We start from the raw sequence: 18000 nt of genomic DNA, 5'->3' as shown, positions 1-18000 counted from the left end.
TCGTCTCCTGTGTGTCTCATATGTTTATCGATGTGACTACGATGAATGCGCGTCGAGATCGGCCCAGACGCCTCTGATCAGGTCCTTCAGCATCAACGCCTCTTCCCATCGGTCCGAAAGCTCGTAGCCGTGGCGATCGGTCATCGCGTATTCCTTCGGGCCGAGTTCGCAGAGAAACGTCAGCACGCCGTCATCCGGCGCGCGCTGCCGCCAGCTCGCGAAGCCGTACTTCCACCACGCGAGAAAAAGCTCCAGCCATTCGCGGTGATGCGGGAAACTGATTTGCAGCTGAATCTGTTCGCGGCTGGCTACGCGGCCGTGAAAGCCCCAGCTGTTGTCGAGAATGCGGCGGATGTGCATTCCTCGATCGAGTACGGCCGGACGTCCGGTTGAAGATTGATGTGATCGGCGCCGAGCTCCTGCACGTGCTCGATGATCGGCTTCAGTTCATCGACGGTCTTCGGATAGCACTGCGCCTGCCATGTCAGCCCGTATTCCTTCAGCGTGCGCGTGACGTCGCGCGCGAACGCGTAGTCGAAAAAACGCACGCCCGCGCCATCGAAACCCGCGTCGCGGATCATGCGCAACTGCTCGTCGAGCGGCCATTCCAGTCCGTCCGGGCGACGACGCTCCATCGCCCACAGCGACTGATAAACCTTCAGTTGCTGCATGAACGCTCCTGCATCGTCGCGGCGTTGGCCGTCGCCGTCGTCGCGAAGAAGCGGTTCTTCAGCGAGGTCTGGTTCTCGTAGATCGATCCCTGCTTCGGCGCGGGCGGCAGCGGCATGATCACCGGCACCGGCTCCACGCGCGGGATGATGGTCGGCTCTCCCGCAATGATCCGTTCGTTGAACGCTTCGAGCGTCCTGCCCTGTCCGGGACCGTCGAGCAGCGGCCAGGCGTCGGCGGCGGCGACTTCGTACAGCAGCAGCCGGCGCGGATGGTTCGACGTGTTTTCCGCGGAACCGTGAATGGTCCGCGCATGATGGATCGAGAACGAACCTGCACGGCCGGTGCATGGAATTGCCTGCGCGAAGTCGACATCGCAGGCCGTGGGGTCCATTGCGCCGCAGAAATAGCCGTCCGTATGATGGCTCCAGACACGGCCCTTGTGACTTCCCGGCAGCACGAGCAGCGGGCCGTTTTCAATTTCGCAATCGTCGAGCATCACGCCCACCGCGAGCACGTCTTCGTTGGTGTGCGGATAGAAAGCCCAGTCCTGATGCCATTCGACGGGATCGCCTACGTGCGCCTCCTTCAGGTTGAGCTTCGTGTTGCGCACGCGCAGATTCGGCCCGAGGAGGCTCTTCAATGCGGCGATCAGCGCCGGATGCGTGAGCGCCTCCATGAACACCGGATCGACCTTGATCGGGTCCTTGATGCGCCTCACGCGCGGGCGTTCGGCGCTGTGCGACGGCGCGAGATCGAACACATCGTTCGATGCCGTGATCGAACGCGAGCGCTCGACGAGTTCGTCGGTCACGCGGCGCATCCGCTGCACAAGGTCATCGCTGAAGACATCGGTGACGACCACATAGCCGTCGTTCCTGTATTGCTCCACCTGCTCCTTCGTCAGCACGTTTCTATCTCCTTTACCCTATGGGAGCGCTCCCATTCGCTCACGCCCTCATGCGTGGTTCACATCTGATTTCCGCGTCACATCACAATTTTCCCGCGATGTGCGCGCTCCCATTAAAAGTAAAGTGTATCGTTCGGAGTGTCAAGCGAGCTTTTTCTGTTCTCGCCCGAGCGTTTTCCCTAGTCTTCGCCTGAGTTCAGGATCATGAAAAAAAGCGACACCGCGCCCGAAAGCACCCTGCTCCCCCGCCCGACGATGGAAGACGTCGCGCGCGAAGCCAGGGTCGGCCGCATGACGGTATCGCGCGCGCTGAACCAGCCCGAACTCGTCTCGCCCGAGTCGCTCGCCGCGGTGCACGCCGCCATCGAACGGCTGGGCTACGTGCAGAACCTCAACGCGGGAAGCCTCGCGTCGAACAAGTCGCGCATCGTCGGCGCGGTGATTCCCACCATCGAGCATCCGTTCTTCTCGGACACCATCAGCGGGCTCTCACAGGCGCTCGCGCTCAACGGCTACCAGTTGCTGCTCGGCCAGTCGAACTACGATCCGGCCGAAGAGCTGCGCCTGTTCGACGCCTTCGTCGGACGGCGCGTGGACGGCATCATGCTGATACGCACGTCCGCGCCCGCCGCTCTCGTGAACCGCATCCGGCGCTGCGGCGTGCCCGTGATTGAGGCGTGGGACACGTCAAACGATCAGATCGACATGCGCATCGGCTTCTCGCACCGGGAAGCGGGCGCGGCCGTGGCGCGCTATTTCGCGGGCAAGGGTCGTCGTCAGATCGGCTATCTGGGCAGTGTCGATGTCCGCTCGTCCCAGCGCTTGCAGGGCTTGCGCGAAGGCGCGAAGCAAAGCGCGCTGCCGAAGATCGAAGCGGTCATGCTGGACCGGCCGTCCGGCATCAACGACGCGCCGCAACTCCTCGCCGAACTGCTCGAACGCCGCCCGAACCTCGATGCCCTGTTCTGCTCCAGCGACATGCTCGCGGCGGGCGTGCTGTTCGAATGTCAGCGGCGCGGCATTCGCGTGCCGCAAGATATCGCGCTGATGGGTTTCGTCGATCTGCCGATCGCCGCGGCGACGCATCCCGGCATCACGACGATCCGCGTTCCGTCGCTGGAAATCGGCAAGCTCGCCGGCGCGATGCTGCTGGATTTTCTCGATGGCAAGCGTCCGGCCGACCCGCGCATCGACCTCGGCTTTACGCTCGTGGAGCGCGGCAGCACTTAAGAGCGGCTTTCCGTCATCTCGCGGCGCATCTTTCTTGCTTGCGCTTGAACCAGGCCGCGAGTCCGTCCGCGAATGGCGACGAGCCACCGGGAGCGAACCCGCCTTGACAAGCCGATTGGCCCACGGAAGGACGGAGGAGTCATGCGTGACAACGGATCGAGACCCGGGGTGCGAAGAGCAATTTCTGCCGTGCTGTTTGCATTGCTTACCGCGTGCGGCGGCGGTGGCGGCAGCAGCGACTCGGGCGGCAACAACGCGTCCGCGCCGGCGGGCGGCGTGCATTTGCAGGTGGTCGCGTTCGGCGACAGTCTCTCGGATGTCGGAACCTACGCGCCGGTCGCGAGCGCGGTCGGCGGCGGGCGCTTCACGACGAATCCCGGTCAGGTCTGGGCGCAAAACGTCGCGCAGTACTACGGCGACACGCTCACTGCGGCATTCACGATCGATCTCGGCCACGAACTGAAGCCGCAGAACGGCCTGGGCTACGCGCAGGGCGGCTCCACGGTGGCCACGCCGGCCAACCAGTACCAGTATCTGACGGACGTGATCGGCAACATCGAGATGCCGGTCACGCAGCAGATCGACAGCTACCTTTCGGCGCACGGCAGCTTCAATGCGGGGCAACTGGTGCTCGTCTGGGCCGGCGCGAACGACGTGCTGCGCGCAGGCAGCCCGCCCGCCGCCAATGCGACCGTGCAGGCCGCGGCCAACACGCTCGCGCAACTCGTCGCGCGCATCGTGCAGAACGGGGCTGCGCATGTCGTGGTCGTCAACGTGCCGAACATCGGACTCTCGCCCGATGGCATCGGACAAAGCGACCACGGCGCGAACTTCACGCAGCTATCGCAACTCTTCAACGCGACGCTGAACGCAGCGTTGCAGACCAACGGCGTGCAGGGCAAGGTGATCGTCGTCGATTCGTATGCGTGGACGACGCAGACCATCGCGAACTATCAGGCCAACGGGTTTGCGGTGTCCAATACCGCGCAGGCCTGCGATCCGTCGAAGACACCGCACGACACTTCCTTGCTGTGCTCGCCGGCCACTTATGTATCGTCGAATGCGGACCAGACCTACATGTTCGCCGACGAGCTGCATCCGACCACGCGCATGCACGCGCTGTTCGCGCAATACGTGGAGCAGCAGATCGCGGCGAGCGGGCTCGGGCACTGACGCAGATCAGTTCTGTCGGCTCGTCCAGGCCTCCCCGTCGGGGAACCAGTGTTTGTCGAGCGAGGCCGCTTTCATCTCGATGCTGTAGCCGGGTTTCTGCGGCGGCATGTATCGTCCGTTTCGGATCACGACCGGATCGAGGAAATGCTCATGCAGATGATCGACATATTCGAGCACGCGATTTTCCAGCGACGCCGACACGCACACATAGTCGAAGATGGAAATATGCTGCACGTACTCGCATAGCCCGACGCCGCCGGCATGCGGACACACCGGCACGCCGAACTTCGCCGCCATCAGCAGCACGATGATCACTTCGTTGAGGCCACCGAGACGGCAACTGTCGATCTGGCAGAAGTCGATGGCCTCGGCCTGCAGCAGTTGCTTGAACATCACGCGGTTCTGACAGTGCTCGCCCGTCGCGACACCGATCATCGGGCTGAGCCGCTTGCGGATCGCCGCGTGGCCGAGCACGTCATCCGGGCTCGTCGGCTCCTCGATCCACCACGGATTGAACTCCGCGAGACGGCGCATGTTCGTCACGGCTTCATCGACGTCCCAGACCTGATTCGCGTCCATCATCAGCTTCGAGTTCTCGCCGATCTCTTCGCGCAAGATGCGCGCGCGCCGCACGTCTTCTTCGAGATTGCCGCCGACCTTCTGCTTGAAGTGCGTCCATCCCTGCGCCACGCCCTCACGCGCGAGACGGCGGATCTTGTCGTCGTCGTAGCCGAGCCAGCCCGCTGAAGTCGTGTAGCCCGGATAACCGCGCTCCAGCATTTCCTTCTCGCGCTCGCCGCGCGTCTTTTCATGACGCTTGAGCAACGCGATGGCTTCGTATGGCGTGATCGCATCGGTCACGTAACGGAAGTCGAGACAGCGCACCAGCTCTTCGGGCGTCATGTCGACGAGCAGCTTCCACACCGGCTTGCCTTCCGACTTGGCCCACAGGTCCCACGCCGCGTTCACGACCGCGGCGGTCGCGAGATGGATCGCGCCCTTGTCCGGGCCGATCCAGCGCAACTGGCTATCCGATGTGAACGCGCGCCAGAACGCGCCCATGTTCGCGGTGATATCGCCGAGCTTCTTGCCGACGATGAGCGGCGCGAGCGCGTTCACCGCGGCCACGCATATCTCGTTGCCACGGCCGATGGTGAAGGTCAGGCCATGGCCCGTGAGACCTTCGGGTGAGTCGGTTTCGAGCGTGACATAGGTGGCCGAATAATCCGGCGCTGCGTTCATGGCGTCGGAGCCATCGAGCGAACGTGAGGTGGGAAAGCGAATGTCCCGGACGGACAGCCTGGTAATCGTGGTCATCTGAACGCCCTCCGAAGCGTTGTCGATCGACTGAAAATCTCGCGGAAGAAAGCTGATGAAAGCTCGATGAATCATCAACGCGTCCCACATATTCGACTAGGCATTTGCACGCGTTGACAACGTTGAATGCGCTTTCTAGCATGCTAGCATCCTGATCGGAAATCAAGCGCGTGAGTACATCTCCTGATACGACGACCGCAGCGACGACCACCGTTGGCAGTCCCTATGACGCGCTGCACAAAATCAGAAGCGGCGAGCGCGGCAGCCTGACCGATGCGGTCGAGGCGGCATTGAGGGAAGCCATCGTGACGCTGGCGCTCGAACCCGGAATGATGATCGACAAGCTCGCCGTGTGCGAACGCATGGGCGTATCGCGCTTTCCGGTCTCTGCCGCGCTGGCGCGGCTCGCGCATGCGGGTCTCGTCGAAGTCTTGCCGCAGCGCGGCACGCGCGTGAAGCCCATCGCGCTCGAAGACATACATCAGCATCTGTTCATCCGCAGCGCGCTCGAAGTCGAGACCGTGCGCGGCGTCGCGCGACTGCGTGACCCGGCGACGCTCGAGGCGCTCGCGCTCAATCTCGATCAGCAGCGCATGACCCTGAAGACCGGCCAGCGCCTCGCGTTTCATGGGCTCGACCTGGCCTTCCACGAGATTCTTCTCGATGCGATCAACCTGCCGCGCGTGAAGGAAATCGTCGCGGTGTCGCGCAGCGCGCTCGATCGCGCGCGCCAGCTTCTCGCCAGCCCCGAACGCCTCGTCCATACGCTCGACGAACACGAGCGCATCTTCGACGCCATCCGCAGCGGCAATGCGGATCTCGCCGCCAAGACGATGCACGATCATCTCGATCAGGTGGTCGCGGAATTGCGGCGCTCGGCGCATGAACGGCCCGATCTCTTCGCGCCCTAACCGTCCCCGCATGCATGCAGGACCCCCATGACTCAGGATTTCATGCCACCTCCATGACACCCCTCATCTCCGTCAGTCAGTTGAGCAAGAGCTTTCCCGGCGTGCGCGCGCTGCATGAAGTGCGCTTCGACATCATGCCGGGCGAAGTCCATGCATTGATGGGCGAAAACGGCGCGGGCAAGTCCACGCTCATGAAAATTCTCGCGGGCGTCTACACGCGCGATTCCGGCGAGATGCTGTTCGACGGCAAACCGGTCGATTTCACGAGTCCGCGCGAGGCTCAAGGCCTGGGCATCGGCATCATTCATCAGGAATTGCAGCTGATGAATCATCTGAGCGTCGCGCAGAACATCTTCATCGGCCGCGAGCCGCGCAAGCTCATGGGTCTGCTGCTCGACGAGGACAAGCTCAACGACGCGGCGCGCGAAATTCTCGCCCGCATGCATGTGAATCTCGATCCGCGCACGACCGTCGGCACGCTCACGGTGGCGAGCCAGCAGATGGTCGAAATTGCCAAGGCGCTGTCCTTCGATTCGCGCGTGCTCATCATGGACGAACCCACTTCCGCGCTCAACGACGCGGAAATCGCCGAGCTGTTCCGCATCATCCGGCAACTGAAGGAACGCGGCGTCGGCATCGTCTACATCTCGCACAAGATGGATGAGCTCAAGCAGATTTCCGACCGCGTCACCGTGATGCGCGACGGCGAATACGTCGCCACCGTGAATACGCACGAGACCAGCGTGGAGACCATCATCGGCATGATGGTCGGCAGAACGCTCACCGATCTCACGTCGTTTCTGGGTGGCGCGCATCAGGGCGAGGTCGCGCTCGAAGTGCGTCATCTCAACGCCGGGCCGCTCGTGCGCGACGTGAGTTTCAAGCTGCATAAAGGCGAGATTCTCGGCTTCGCGGGACTCATGGGCGCAGGACGCACGGAAGTCGCGCGCGCGGTGTTCGGCGCCGATCCGGTGCAGTCGGGCGAGATAGTCGTGAACGGCGCGAAGGCGTCGATCAAAAAGCCCAGCGATGCGGTGAAGCGCGGCATCGGCTATCTGTCGGAAGACCGCAAGCGCTTCGGCCTGGCGACGGGCATGGACGTCGAGTCGAACATCGTGATGTCGAATCTCGGCAAGTTTCTTTCGGCCGGCATGTTCCTGCGCCGCGCGAAGATCCGCAAGACGGCAGCGCACTTCATCAAGCTGCTCGCCATTCGCACGCCCTCGCCCACGCAGCCCGCGCGTCTGCTTTCGGGCGGCAACCAGCAGAAGATCGTCATCGCGAAATGGCTGGAGCGCGACTGCGACGTGCTGTTCTTCGACGAGCCGACACGCGGAATCGATGTCGGCGCGAAAAGCGAAATCTACAAGCTGTTGCGTTCGCTCGCTCAACAAGGCAAGGCCATCGTGATGATTTCATCCGAGCTGCCGGAAGTGCTGCGCATGAGCGATCGCATCGTCGTGATGTGCGAGGGGCGCATCACCGGCGAGCTGTCATCGAGCGAAGCGACGCAGGAGCGCATCATGCAGCTCGCGACGCGGCGCGAATCCCTGAAAGCGGCATGAGCCGCGAGATCATCCGACACATAAGGCCGAACCCATGACACAACCCACGGAAACCGCGCCGCTCGCCAATCAAAGACGCACCAACGGCCTGCGCGCGCGCGTCTTTTCGCCGACCGCGCTGCAGAAGCTGCTGGCGTTCGCGAGCCTGATCCTGCTGCTGGTGTTCTTCAGCTTCGCATCGCCCGCCTTCATGCAGATGGACAACTTCCTCGGCATCCTGCAAGCCACGGCGGTGAATGGCGTGCTCGCGATCGCGGCGACTTTCGTCATCATCACGGGCGGCATCGACTTGTCGGTGGGCACGCTGATGACCTTCACCGCCGTCATCTGCGGCGTGTTCCTCACTTACTGGCATTTGCCGATGTGGATCGGCGTGATCGCGGCGATCGTCACCGGCGCGCTCTGCGGCACGATCTCGGGCACGCTGACCGCGAAGATGAAGATCCCGCCGTTCATCGCGACGCTCGGCATGATGATGCTGCTGAAGGGTTTGTCGCTCGTGGTCTCGTCTGACAAGCCGATCTATTTCACCGACACCGAGAACTTCTACATGATCTCGCAGGACTCGCTGATCGGCTATTTCCTGCCGAGCGTGCCGATTCCGAACGCAGTGCTGATTCTCTTTGCGCTCGCCATCGTCAGTTCCATCACGCTCAATCGCACGGCGCTGGGCCGCTATACGTTCGCGCTCGGCAGCAACGAGGAAGCGGTGCGTCTGTCGGGTGTGAACGTCGATCGCTGGAAGATCGCCATCTACGGGCTCGGCGGCGCGATCTGCGGCATCGCGGGTCTGTTGATCGCGTCGCGCCTGAACTCGGCGCAGCCCGCGCTCGGACAAGGTTATGAGCTCGACGCCATCGCGGCGGTCGTGATCGGCGGCACGTCGCTCTCGGGCGGCTCGGGCACGATACTCGGCACCATCATCGGCGCGTTCATCATGAGCGTGCTGACCAATGGCTTGCGCATCATGTCGGTCGCTCAGGAATGGCAGATCGTCGTGACGGGCGCAATCATCATTCTCGCGGTGTACGCGGATATCCTGCGGCGCAAGAAGAGCAGCTAATCGGCGCATCGGCGCATGCAGGCCAGATCAACAAAGGGAGCACCCAACCTCAGGAGGAGATCCACCATGCTGAAAAGAAGAATCATCGGCGCGCTGATCGGCGCGAGCGCGCTGCTGGGCGCGTCGGGTGTCACGTATGCGGACGAGCCGTATATTCCGCTGATATCGAAGGGCTTCCAGCATCAGTTCTGGCAGGCCGTGAAAGCGGGCGCGGATCAGGCCGCGAAAGAGCAGAAGGTGCGCGTGACCTTCGAAGGCCCCGAAACCGAAGCGATGGTCGATAAGCAGATCGACATGCTTTCGGCCGCGCTCGCGAAGAAGCCGCAGGCCATTGGTATCGCCGCGCTCGACAGCAAGGCCGCGATTCCGCTGCTCAAGCGCGCGCAGAGTCAAAAGATTCCGATCATCGCATTCGACTCGGGCGTGGACAGCGACATTCCGCTCACCACCTGCGCCACCGACAATCTCGCCGCCGCCGCGCTCGCCGCCGACAAGATGGCCGACGCGATCGGCAACGCGGGCGAAGTGGGCGTGATCGTGCACGACCAGACGAGCCGCACCGGCATCGACCGGCGCGACGGCTTTCTCAACCAGATGAAGTCCAAGCATCCGAACGTCAAGATCGTGTCCGTACAATACGGTGGCGGCGATCACCTGAAGTCGGCTGAAATCGCCAAGGCGATGATTCAGGCCAACCCGAACATCAAGGGCATCTTCGGCGCCAACGAAGGCTCGGCGGAAGGCGCGGCGATCGGCGTGAAGGAATCGGGCAAGAAGCTCGTGCTGATCGGCTACGACTCGGGCAAGGAGCAAAAGGACGACATCATGTCGGGCCTGATGGCGGGCGCGATCACGCAGAATCCGGTGGGCATCGGCAAGTGCGTGGTCGATTCGGCCGTGAAGGCCCTGCACGGCGAGAAGCTGCCGAAGAAGGTCGATACCGGCTTCTACTGGTACGACAAGAGCAACATGGACGATCCGAAGATCAAGGCAGTGCTGTACGACTGATCGCGCTCGTTACGCACGAGCTGGAGGAAGCGTGCGCGCTTCCTCTACTTCACCCAGCCCCTTTCGATGAGCGGCACGTCCCACGCGGGTTCCGGGCCCAGCCGCTCCGCCAGAAACTCGACCAGCGCCTTCACCTTGAGTCCTTGTCGTTGCGTCGCGGGATAAACGGCCGCGAAGTGCATCGGCGAAAGCGCGTAGTCGGACAGGACCGGCACGAGCGAGCCGTCGAGCAACGCGTCGCTCGCCACCAGCGTCGGCAGGCACACCACGCCGCCGCCGGTCAGCGCATAGTCGCGCAGCAAATGCACTGAATTGGACCGGATGATGCCGGGCAATTCCATTTCCACGATCTCGTCGCCGCGCGTCAGCGTCCAGCGATTGCGCGACGGATAGCCCGAGTAGAGCGCCGTCGTGTGCGCGAGCAGATCGCGCGGATGCCGTGGCGCGCCATGTTCCCGCAGATAGGAAGGCGCGGCGCAGAACAGGCGCCGCACGATGAACAGACGCCTCTCGATCAATGTCTCGGAGATCGCCGGGAAGATTTGAAACGCGACATCGAAGCCTTCTTCGATCGGATCGACGACACGGTCATTGACGATCACGTCGAGCTGAATGCCGGGATAGCGCCGGTTGAACTCGGCCAGCGACGCGCCGAAGTGCCCGAGTGCGAAGCCCGGCAACATCTGGATGCGCAGCCGCCCGGTAGGCGTCGCGCGCAACTCGCGCATCTGGTCCGTCAGTTCGTTGACGCGCCCCACCACTTCAGCGCATTCGCGATAGAAGGCTTCGCCGACATCCGAAAGCCTCACGTGCCGCGTGCTGCGATGAAACAGCGGCACGTTCAGGAACTTCTCCAGTTGCTGGATGCGCGTGGTCACGACCGAACTGGTGACGCCGAGCTGCCGCGCCGCTTCCGCGAAGCTGCTGGTTTCCGCCACGCGCACGAACGCCTCGATGCTGAGAAAACGATCCATGCCGGTCCCTTTCGGTCTCATCCAGCATGTCAGTGTATCCGCTGCGGCGCGTGGTCTCCTCGCGCATGCGCTTATTCAGGCTGCTCGCTTCCGGTGAGTTCGACCGCGCGTGCATCGCGGCGCACTCTGGCGGGCGCGGTCTCTTCGAGCAGCAGACTCACGCCGATACCGAGCAGCACCGCGACGATCGGCAGCCATAGAATATTCTGGATACCGAAACGTGTCGCGACGAAGCCGGCTATGGCAGGCGCCACGCCGCCACCGAAGATTTCGCCCGCGCCCACCACGATACCGATCGCGGTCGACACCATGCCGATGGGCGCCGCCTCGGTCGCAACGGGTCCCGAGAGCAGCGAAACGAGACCGAGCGTAAAGAACGACGCGACGAACAACACCACGAACAGGGCGAGCGGCTGCGCGCCCAGACCGCGAAACACATACAGCATGACGGCCGTTCCCGCGAATCCGGCGATGCTCGCCAGACGGCGGCCGACGAGATCGGAAAGCCCAGGCAAGCCGAACTGACCGACGAAGCCGCCGAAGCCGATCGCCGACACGACGACGCCCATGCGCTGCGTGTCGAGCGCGAGGTAATCGGTGAGATAGAGCGGCAGCATCGCGCCGAGCACGAAGACGCCCGTCATCGCGCAGAACAGCGCGGCCATGGCGACGGGAATGTTGCGGCTCTTGAACACGTCGCGCCAGTGGCCGCGTTCGTGCCGCGCCTGGCGGGCGGCCACGGCTGGCTCATCGGCCGGGCGCGGTTCGCGAATCACGAAGTACATCAGCAGGCCAAGGATCAGACCGGGAACGGAAACCAGCGCGAACACCCAGCGCCAGGACACGACGCCGAGCAGTTGCGTCGCGATGATCGGCGCAAGCGCGAGCCCGAATAGCGCGAAGCCGCTTTGCTGCAACCCGAGATTGAAGCCGCGCCGTTTCGGATGCGAGGCGTCGGCGGTCGCGGCGAAGCTGGTCGGACAGAACGAGCCTTCGGCGACGCCCATCAGCGCGCGCACGGCGAGCAGGCTGGCCAGTCCGCCCGCGACGCCCGAGAAACCGGAAAGCAGCGAGAACGCGATGATCGCGGGAATCAGCACCTTGCGACGCCCGATCCTGTCCGAGATGCCACCCATCAGCGCGGCGAAAACGCCCCACGATAACCCGAGTATGCCGATGCAGTTGCCGACATCCTGCGCGGTCAGATGCAGGTCTTTCATGATCGATGGGAAGAGCGGTGCGATCAGCCACCGATCGAGGCCCACCAGACCGAATCCGAGCGCCAGCAGCGTCACGGCTTTCCATTCGTAGGACGTATCCCACCGGTTCGATTTCATCCTTCGTCTCCTGAGTCAGAATCGGCGACGTCCGCGCTTGGGGCGACGTCGACGAAGCAGAGCGTGACTCAGGCGCGTGTCGAACAGAACGGCGGAAGCGGCGAATGCGTCATTCGCCAAATGCAAACAATGAGGCGGGAAGCGCATGGGACAAGGGCTTGCGCCGGGATTCACACCGGCGTTCGAGCGCTCCATGCAGGCACTAGGGATTGTGCGGATTCGGGCTCTTCCTCACACCGGGTAGTAATGCCACAAGCCTTCCTTGATCTCAGGCGGAATGTTCATCTGCTTTTGCAGGTTATGCCGCAGGTATATTCGGCAGAGCGGCGAGCGACTGCTTCAGCATCGTCGCGGCATCGGCATAAGTGGTCGGCGCGATAACCGTATTGGGTTCGCGTACACTGCTGATGCATAAGCGAGGGTCATGTACGCGGTGTGTCATTGTCCTCAGTGTTCCTTCGACGGGGGAACGAGATGAACGAAATCCGCAATCCGGATCAGCAGTTCGCCGGTTCGATCCCCGAGCTTTACGACACGCACATGGTGCCGCTGATCTTCGAAGCGTATGCGCAAGACATCGCTCGCCGTGTCGCGTCGCTTCGGCCGGAACGCGTGCTCGAGGTAGCCGCTGGAACGGGCGTCGTCACGCGCGCGCTCGCGAAGCTCGTTGGCGAATCCGCGACGATTGTCTCCACCGACCTCAATCCGGCGATGCTCGCCCGCGCACAGTCGGTAGGAACGGCGCGTCCGGTTCATTGGCAGCAAGCCGATGCCACGCACTTGCCTTTCGCCGATGCGCAATTCGATGTTGTTGTCTGCCAGTTCGGCGTCATGTTCTTCCCCGAAAAAGCGAAAGCTTTCGAGGAGATAAAACGCGTCCTGAGCCCGCGCGGGGTCTTCATCTTCAACGTGTGGGACCGGATCGAGGACAACGCGTTCGCTCATGTGGTGACGAACGCGCTGGCGAGCGTCTTTCTCACCGACCCGCCCACGTTCATGAAGCGCATCGCGCACGGATACCATGACCTTCGGCTGATCGAGCGCGACCTGCGTTCAGGCGGCTTCGGCGGGCAGATCCTGCTTGAAACAATGAGCCTGGTGAGCCGTTCGGACACGCCGAACATTGCCGCCATCGCTTACTGTCAGGGCACGCCACTGCGTCTCGAAATCGAGGCGCATGGTTCCGATGCCTTGCCGCGAGCCACGAAGGCGAGCACCGCAGCGCTCACCGATCGATTCGGCTCAGGACCGATCGAAGGAACGATCCAGGCGCACGTTTGCGTCGCAAGCCCCCGATGACACAGAAAGCCGTTTAGATGAAGAATCGAAAACTCGTTGAGGCCGCATGGAAGGCGTACAGGAAAAGGGATTATCCGACCGCCGAAAGCCAGCTGCGTCGATCGATCGAACTCGATGAGCGAGATGGAATCGCTCACAACAACCTGGCCAACCTGTTGCGGGTGGCCGGCCGCTTTCATGAAGCGACCGAACACTACCGTCTCGCGCTCGAACAGCACCCCGATTCGGCCGAGATTCGAAACAACCTCGCCGGTGCGCTCGAAGCGTCGGGGAAATACGATCTCGCCGAGGCCGAGTATCGCGCAGCAGTCCGGCTCAGCCCCGAGTTCGCCGTCGCCCGATTCAATCTCGGTCTGCTCTTGCTGGCCGCGGGAAACTACACGGAGGGCTGGTCCTATTACGAAGCTCGGACGAGCGTATTTCGGGAGTTTGGCTCTCCCTCATTTCCGAAGTGGACCGGAGAAGACCTGCGCGGAAAGTCGATCCTCCTGCTGACCGAACAGGGCTACGGCGACACGATCCAGTTTCTTCGCTATGTCGCGCTGCTTCGGCAACGCGGCGCCGCGTTCGTAACGGTGGCCTGCCAGCCTGCGCTCGCACCGGTGGCGCGCACGACTGGCAACATCGATGAAGTCATCACGGACCCGCACGCTTTGCGGGTGCACGACTACTGGACACCGCTGTTGAGTCTCCCCTATCGCTTCGCCACAACAGTAGATTCGATTCCCGCGAAAGTGCCGTATCTCGGCGTCTTCGGCAATCGGCTCGATGCGTGGCGGCCCCGCTTGCCAGTCGATGTTCTTCGTGTGGGACTTGTCTGGAAAGGCAACCCGCTGCATGACAACGACCTGCACCGTTCAGTTGGCCATTTCGCGGACCTGCTACCGTTATGGTCGGTGCCAGGCATTGGCTTCGTCAGTCTGCAGGTGGACCAGGCGGAGGCCGAAACCGAAGGCCGCGAGAAGCTGCAGCCAATCCTGCGGCTCGGACGCGAGATCCGGGACTTCGGCGACACGGCCGCGATCGTCGCGCAACTCAATCTGGTGATCTGCGTGGATACGGCCGTCGCGCATCTCGCTGGCGCGCTTGGCATTGCCTGCTGGCTGATGCTGCCCGCCCGGGGCGTGGACTGGCGCTGGCATCGATATGGCAACACTTCACCGTGGTATCCGGAAGGAATGTATCTCTTTCGGCAAGATTCGCGGGGATGGGCAGGCGTAATCGACGATGTAAGAAATGCATTGGCCGACGTGGTTAGTCAACGTCATGCATAAACTCCGCAGAAGCGGTTACCGATATGTAGCTTACGTTTCGGATAACTTTGACCGATAGGGGCAGAACACGGAATCAGATCGCGCGGGCGTCTCGCGGAAAGAGCCCTTGCATGACATTTCTGTTTGCCTAAAATTTCGGTGTCCCGAGCCGAAAGTGCCCGAACTGCTCGTTGCTTGCATGAAACATGCTGGCATGGCTCGTCGCGGGAAGAGCGGCGCAAGCGGTTAAGCTCTAGTCAACCCATTCGGGCCCATTGCTTTTCAGTTCAGGCGGTGTTGTACGACCTTGCTGCCAAGCGCGTCGTCCGGCACCCGGAGCCCTGAGACATCACGAACTTGCCTGCGTCCGAGGCTTCGCGCCCCGGAACTGGGAATTCTTGCGGACGACGCCGCAGATACGGCGCTTCTTCCGCGCTTCACGTGACCGCATCCGGCTGCCTCGTCCGAATCTTTTTTCGACGTCGCGGCCACCCGAAGAAGGCGGTCACTTCAGAAATCGACCGAGAAATCATCCGAGGAGCATTCATGGAGCGACCATCCGCCAGCCCCCCGCGTTCGACGAAACTTGCACAGGACTCTTTCGTTTCTTCAGGAAACGCCGGATCGTTCCTGAACGATTTGCTGTGCGGGAGCACGCCCTTGTCGCGCCGTACCTTCTGGGGCATCTGCGTCGTGATCTTCGTGGTCGCGCTCGGCTTGCGACTGATCACGCTGCAAGGCCGTTCGTTGCAGATGGACGAGGCTTATAGCGTCTGGTTCGCCGCGCGGCCGTGGCACGAACTCTGGCATGTCGTGCCGCTGTACGAAATCCATCCTCCGATGTACTACTCCTTGCTCAAGGTATGGATAGGATGGTTTGGCGACTCGGAAGTCGCCGTTCGCGTGCCCTCGGTCATCGTCAGCATGGCGACAGTGCTGCTCGTCGCCGTGAGCGGCAAGCTCCTGCGCGCCGGGCCGGTGATCGATCGCGTGGGCCTCATCGCAGGGCTTCTCCTTGCGACGAACAAAGGCAGCATCATGTATGGCCAGTTGGCCCGCCCCTATGCATTCGAAGCGCTGGCCGTCGCCGTCGCGCTGCTGTGCGCGGTGATCGTGCTCAGGCATGTCACGGCGAATCGCGCACCGGACGCGGGCAGCACCGGCGAACGCGACCTGTATCGCCCCGCGCTCGTCGGCCTTGCGCTCTCGGTCAGTGCGACCTTGTGGTCGCACAATACGGGCTTGCTCGTCGCGTTCTTCATCGGCCTCGGAATGCTGGTGTCGGTGCTGTGCTGGGCGCGCGGTAACCGGCTCGTGGCGGCGCTCACGATCGGAGCGCCGTTCGTCGTCGCTCTGGCGTTGTGGTCGCCGTATGTGAGCTTCCTGATCGCCGCAACGAAGTATGTGCAGTCGTCGTTCTGGGTCAAGCTCGAATGGATCGATTTTCTCAAGGCGTGGTCACTCGCGGCGGGCGCCAGGCTGACGCTGCTGCCTGTGCTCATCCTGTGCGCCGGAGCATGGCTCGCGTTGTGGCGCACATGCCGTCCGGTGGCCTTGTTTCTTGCAATGGTGCTGTTTCTGCCCTTCGCTTTCATCGTCGCTTACAGTTGTCTCGTGCGGCCGATTTTCATGGACCGGCTGTTCGTGTGGATGGCCGCGCCGATGATGTTCCTTACGGCGCTCGGACTCGCGTGGGCGTTGCCGCGCAGTCGCACCCGGCTCACGGTACTCGTGCTGCTGCTCCTGCTCTCCGGTGTGCAACTGGTGCAGCTATATCGCGGGGCAACGGAGGACTTCAGAGCGAGCGTCGCCGAGGTCGCAAACAATCGTCGCAGCGGCGATCTCCTGATCGTCAGCCCGAACGAAGTGGATATAGCCGTGCAGTACTACGCAAAGCAGTTCCGCGACTTTCCCGACGTGCTCGTGGTGCCCTCGCCGTTTCCCGCTATCGGACTCGATCGGCCGTATCTGAGCAATGTCGCCGCGCCGGGGATCGTTCCGGCGGATCGCGACATGGTCCGCGCCGCGATCGCCACGCATGGACGCGTCTGGCTGATCCAGCGAAATGCCGGAGGCTTCGATCCCGACTCAGTGGTTCGCAACGAAATACTCTCGCTGCGCAAGCCCGTTCAAGTGCACGACGAGCACACGCCGGAACTCCGGCCGGAACTGTTCGAGTGAGTGTCGGCGCGCCGATCAGCGCGCCAGACGCGGAGGCAGGTAGGCTCCGTAGTAGGGACCGACCTGCTCGTTGCCCGCCGTGGTGATTGGATAGCCGCCGACGAAATGGCCCTTGATGTATTTGGAGCTGCCTCCCAAGGCCGTATCGATGTGGAATGCGGTGAACGCCAGGATGTTCTGCGGCGAGGACGTCGCGTCGTACACGACGGGCATGACCACGGTGGTCCCGGCCTTGTATCTGTTTCTGACGTAGGGATAGATCGTCGTCATGTCGCCGGATGCGATCGAGATCGAGTCGCCTATGCCCAAAGCCTGCGGATTGCCGCTAACGATTAGCCCTTCCACGTCCGGCACGTTCTGCACGCCGGTTTGAAAACCTGTCCATTGGCCCGTCTGGCAGCCGTTGACCTGTGTGAGCGGATTCGAGACGTCGCCGATATACACCGTGTAAGGCGCTCCCGTGGCCGGATCGTTGCGCGGCATGCCCGTCCGCACGTCCCAGTAATAGGTGTAGATGCAACTGCCGATTTCCATCGGAAAGAGCCCGCCCGCCGCGACCGAGCCGGGCGCCGACACCGTCGCGACCGCCGTGGCCTTGACCGGGCCGTTGTTCATGCCGAAAAGCGGCGCGAGAAAGTAACTGACCGGACCGCCGTTCAGTCCGGGCGCGCGCGATACGCTGACCTGGACGGACGGCGCGTCATAGCTCCCTGGCAATATCGTCGTCGCCTCGATCACCGCGGGCGTGCCGGTCAGATTCCAGTAACCGGCCTGCACCGACGCATCGTGCAGCGTCGCGCCTTCGGACTTGTTCAGGCCCATTGCGTTCGTGGCGGCAAGCTGCGCGGCGCTCCAGTTCGGTCCCGAAATGCTACCGGGAAGCAACTTGGCCGCGCCAGCGAGGGCGGCGGCATCGGCCGCGGTTTGCAGCTCGGTGCGTACGTAAAACAGATGTCCGATGTCCACCGCGAATGCGCCCGCGGCCAGCGCGGTGATCAGCATGAAGGGCATCGACAAGGCAATCGCGCCACGCTGACGCCGCAGGATGGTTCCAGGTCCCGACGACCGGCGCACCCGAAGCGTGTTCGATCCCTGTCGCATTGAATTCAG

The 18000-nt window shown here is 62.8% G+C and carries 16 protein-coding genes; 9 read left to right on the top strand and 7 right to left on the bottom strand.

Features of this window, described 5'->3' with window-relative positions; all coding sequences use genetic code 11:
- Positions 1 to 36: 36 nt before the first annotated feature.
- The 3 genes from AWB79_RS40670 to AWB79_RS30535 are packed head-to-tail and all read right to left on the bottom strand — an operon-like array spanning position 37 to position 1579.
- A complete protein-coding gene (locus AWB79_RS40670; protein WP_232471066.1) occupies positions 37 to 360 on the bottom strand; it encodes a hypothetical protein in 324 nt (107 codons plus the stop codon).
- Positions 309 to 671 (bottom strand): IolE/MocC family protein, encoded by a 363-nt coding sequence (locus AWB79_RS40665; protein ID WP_232471065.1) that lies wholly within the window; start codon positions 669 to 671, stop codon positions 309 to 311. The genes AWB79_RS40670 and AWB79_RS40665 overlap by 52 nt, the downstream gene beginning before the upstream one ends.
- Complete coding sequence (locus AWB79_RS30535; RefSeq protein WP_061171174.1) at positions 659 to 1579, bottom strand: phytanoyl-CoA dioxygenase family protein; 921 nt, start codon at positions 1577 to 1579, stop codon at positions 659 to 661. The genes AWB79_RS40665 and AWB79_RS30535 overlap by 13 nt, the downstream gene beginning before the upstream one ends.
- Positions 1580 to 1783: 204 nt before the next feature.
- Here AWB79_RS30535 and AWB79_RS30530 point away from each other — a divergent pair, with 204 nt between their 5' ends.
- Both AWB79_RS30530 and AWB79_RS30525 read left to right on the top strand, forming a co-directional pair.
- Positions 1784 to 2809: a LacI family DNA-binding transcriptional regulator gene (locus AWB79_RS30530; RefSeq protein ID WP_061171173.1), complete on the top strand. Its 1026-nt coding sequence runs from the start codon at positions 1784 to 1786 to the stop codon at positions 2807 to 2809.
- Between the two features lie 141 nt (positions 2810 to 2950).
- Positions 2951 to 3982 carry an SGNH/GDSL hydrolase family protein gene (locus tag AWB79_RS30525; RefSeq protein ID WP_061171172.1) on the top strand — a complete coding sequence of 344 codons (1032 nt, stop codon included), beginning with the start codon at positions 2951 to 2953 and terminating at the stop codon, positions 3980 to 3982.
- A gap of 6 nt (positions 3983 to 3988) precedes the next feature.
- On the opposite strand, the gene AWB79_RS30520 is transcribed toward AWB79_RS30525, so the two are convergent.
- Positions 3989 to 5299, bottom strand: coding sequence for an L-fuconate dehydratase (locus tag AWB79_RS30520; RefSeq protein WP_061171203.1), 1311 nt, complete (start codon positions 5297 to 5299; stop codon positions 3989 to 3991).
- Between the two features lie 170 nt (positions 5300 to 5469).
- Here AWB79_RS30520 and AWB79_RS30515 point away from each other — a divergent pair, with 170 nt between their 5' ends.
- The 4 genes from AWB79_RS30515 to AWB79_RS30500 all read left to right on the top strand — a co-directional run bounded on the left by AWB79_RS30515 (position 5470) and on the right by AWB79_RS30500 (position 9846).
- Positions 5470 to 6210, top strand: a complete 741-nt coding sequence (locus AWB79_RS30515; RefSeq protein WP_061171171.1) for a GntR family transcriptional regulator — start codon at positions 5470 to 5472, stop codon at positions 6208 to 6210.
- Between the two features lie 53 nt (positions 6211 to 6263).
- Positions 6264 to 7775: a sugar ABC transporter ATP-binding protein gene (locus AWB79_RS30510; protein ID WP_061171170.1), complete on the top strand. Its 1512-nt coding sequence runs from the start codon at positions 6264 to 6266 to the stop codon at positions 7773 to 7775.
- A 34-nt stretch (positions 7776 to 7809) separates the two neighbouring features.
- Positions 7810 to 8838: an ABC transporter permease gene (locus AWB79_RS30505; RefSeq protein ID WP_061171169.1), complete on the top strand. Its 1029-nt coding sequence runs from the start codon at positions 7810 to 7812 to the stop codon at positions 8836 to 8838.
- 66 nt (positions 8839 to 8904) lie between these two features.
- The gene (locus AWB79_RS30500) at positions 8905 to 9846 is read left to right on the top strand and encodes an ABC transporter substrate-binding protein (RefSeq protein WP_061171168.1); all 942 of its coding nucleotides are present in this window, start codon (positions 8905 to 8907) and stop codon (positions 9844 to 9846) included.
- Between the two features lie 44 nt (positions 9847 to 9890).
- Here the strand turns inward: AWB79_RS30500 and AWB79_RS30495 are convergent, their stop codons facing one another.
- Both AWB79_RS30495 and AWB79_RS30490 read right to left on the bottom strand, forming a co-directional pair.
- Positions 9891 to 10820, bottom strand: coding sequence for a LysR family transcriptional regulator (locus tag AWB79_RS30495; RefSeq protein WP_061171167.1), 930 nt, complete (start codon positions 10818 to 10820; stop codon positions 9891 to 9893).
- A 71-nt stretch (positions 10821 to 10891) separates the two neighbouring features.
- Positions 10892 to 12157, bottom strand: a complete 1266-nt coding sequence (locus AWB79_RS30490; protein WP_061171166.1) for an MFS transporter — start codon at positions 12155 to 12157, stop codon at positions 10892 to 10894.
- Positions 12158 to 12631: 474 nt separating this feature from the next.
- On the opposite strand from AWB79_RS30490, the gene AWB79_RS30485 reads away from it, so the two are divergent.
- The 3 genes from AWB79_RS30485 to AWB79_RS30475 all read left to right on the top strand — a co-directional run bounded on the left by AWB79_RS30485 (position 12632) and on the right by AWB79_RS30475 (position 16890).
- On the top strand, positions 12632 to 13456 hold the full coding sequence (locus AWB79_RS30485; RefSeq protein ID WP_061171165.1) for a class I SAM-dependent methyltransferase: 825 nt from the start codon (positions 12632 to 12634) through the stop codon (positions 13454 to 13456).
- A 17-nt stretch (positions 13457 to 13473) separates the two neighbouring features.
- Positions 13474 to 14730, top strand: coding sequence for a tetratricopeptide repeat protein (locus AWB79_RS30480; protein ID WP_061171164.1), 1257 nt, complete (start codon positions 13474 to 13476; stop codon positions 14728 to 14730).
- 639 nt (positions 14731 to 15369) lie between these two features.
- Positions 15370 to 16890, top strand: a complete 1521-nt coding sequence (locus AWB79_RS30475; RefSeq protein WP_061171163.1) for a glycosyltransferase family 39 protein — start codon at positions 15370 to 15372, stop codon at positions 16888 to 16890.
- A 15-nt stretch (positions 16891 to 16905) separates the two neighbouring features.
- Here the strand turns inward: AWB79_RS30475 and AWB79_RS30470 are convergent, their stop codons facing one another.
- Entirely contained in the window at positions 16906 to 17991 is a 1086-nt protein-coding gene (locus AWB79_RS30470; RefSeq protein ID WP_063963587.1) for a TadG family pilus assembly protein, read from the bottom strand.
- Between the last annotated feature and the right edge of the window lie 9 nt (positions 17992 to 18000).

The organism is Caballeronia hypogeia (genome assembly GCF_001544875.2).
In the GTDB taxonomy this organism is placed as follows: domain Bacteria; phylum Pseudomonadota; class Gammaproteobacteria; order Burkholderiales; family Burkholderiaceae; genus Caballeronia; species Caballeronia hypogeia.
This window is presented reverse-complemented; position numbering and strand designations above follow the sequence as displayed.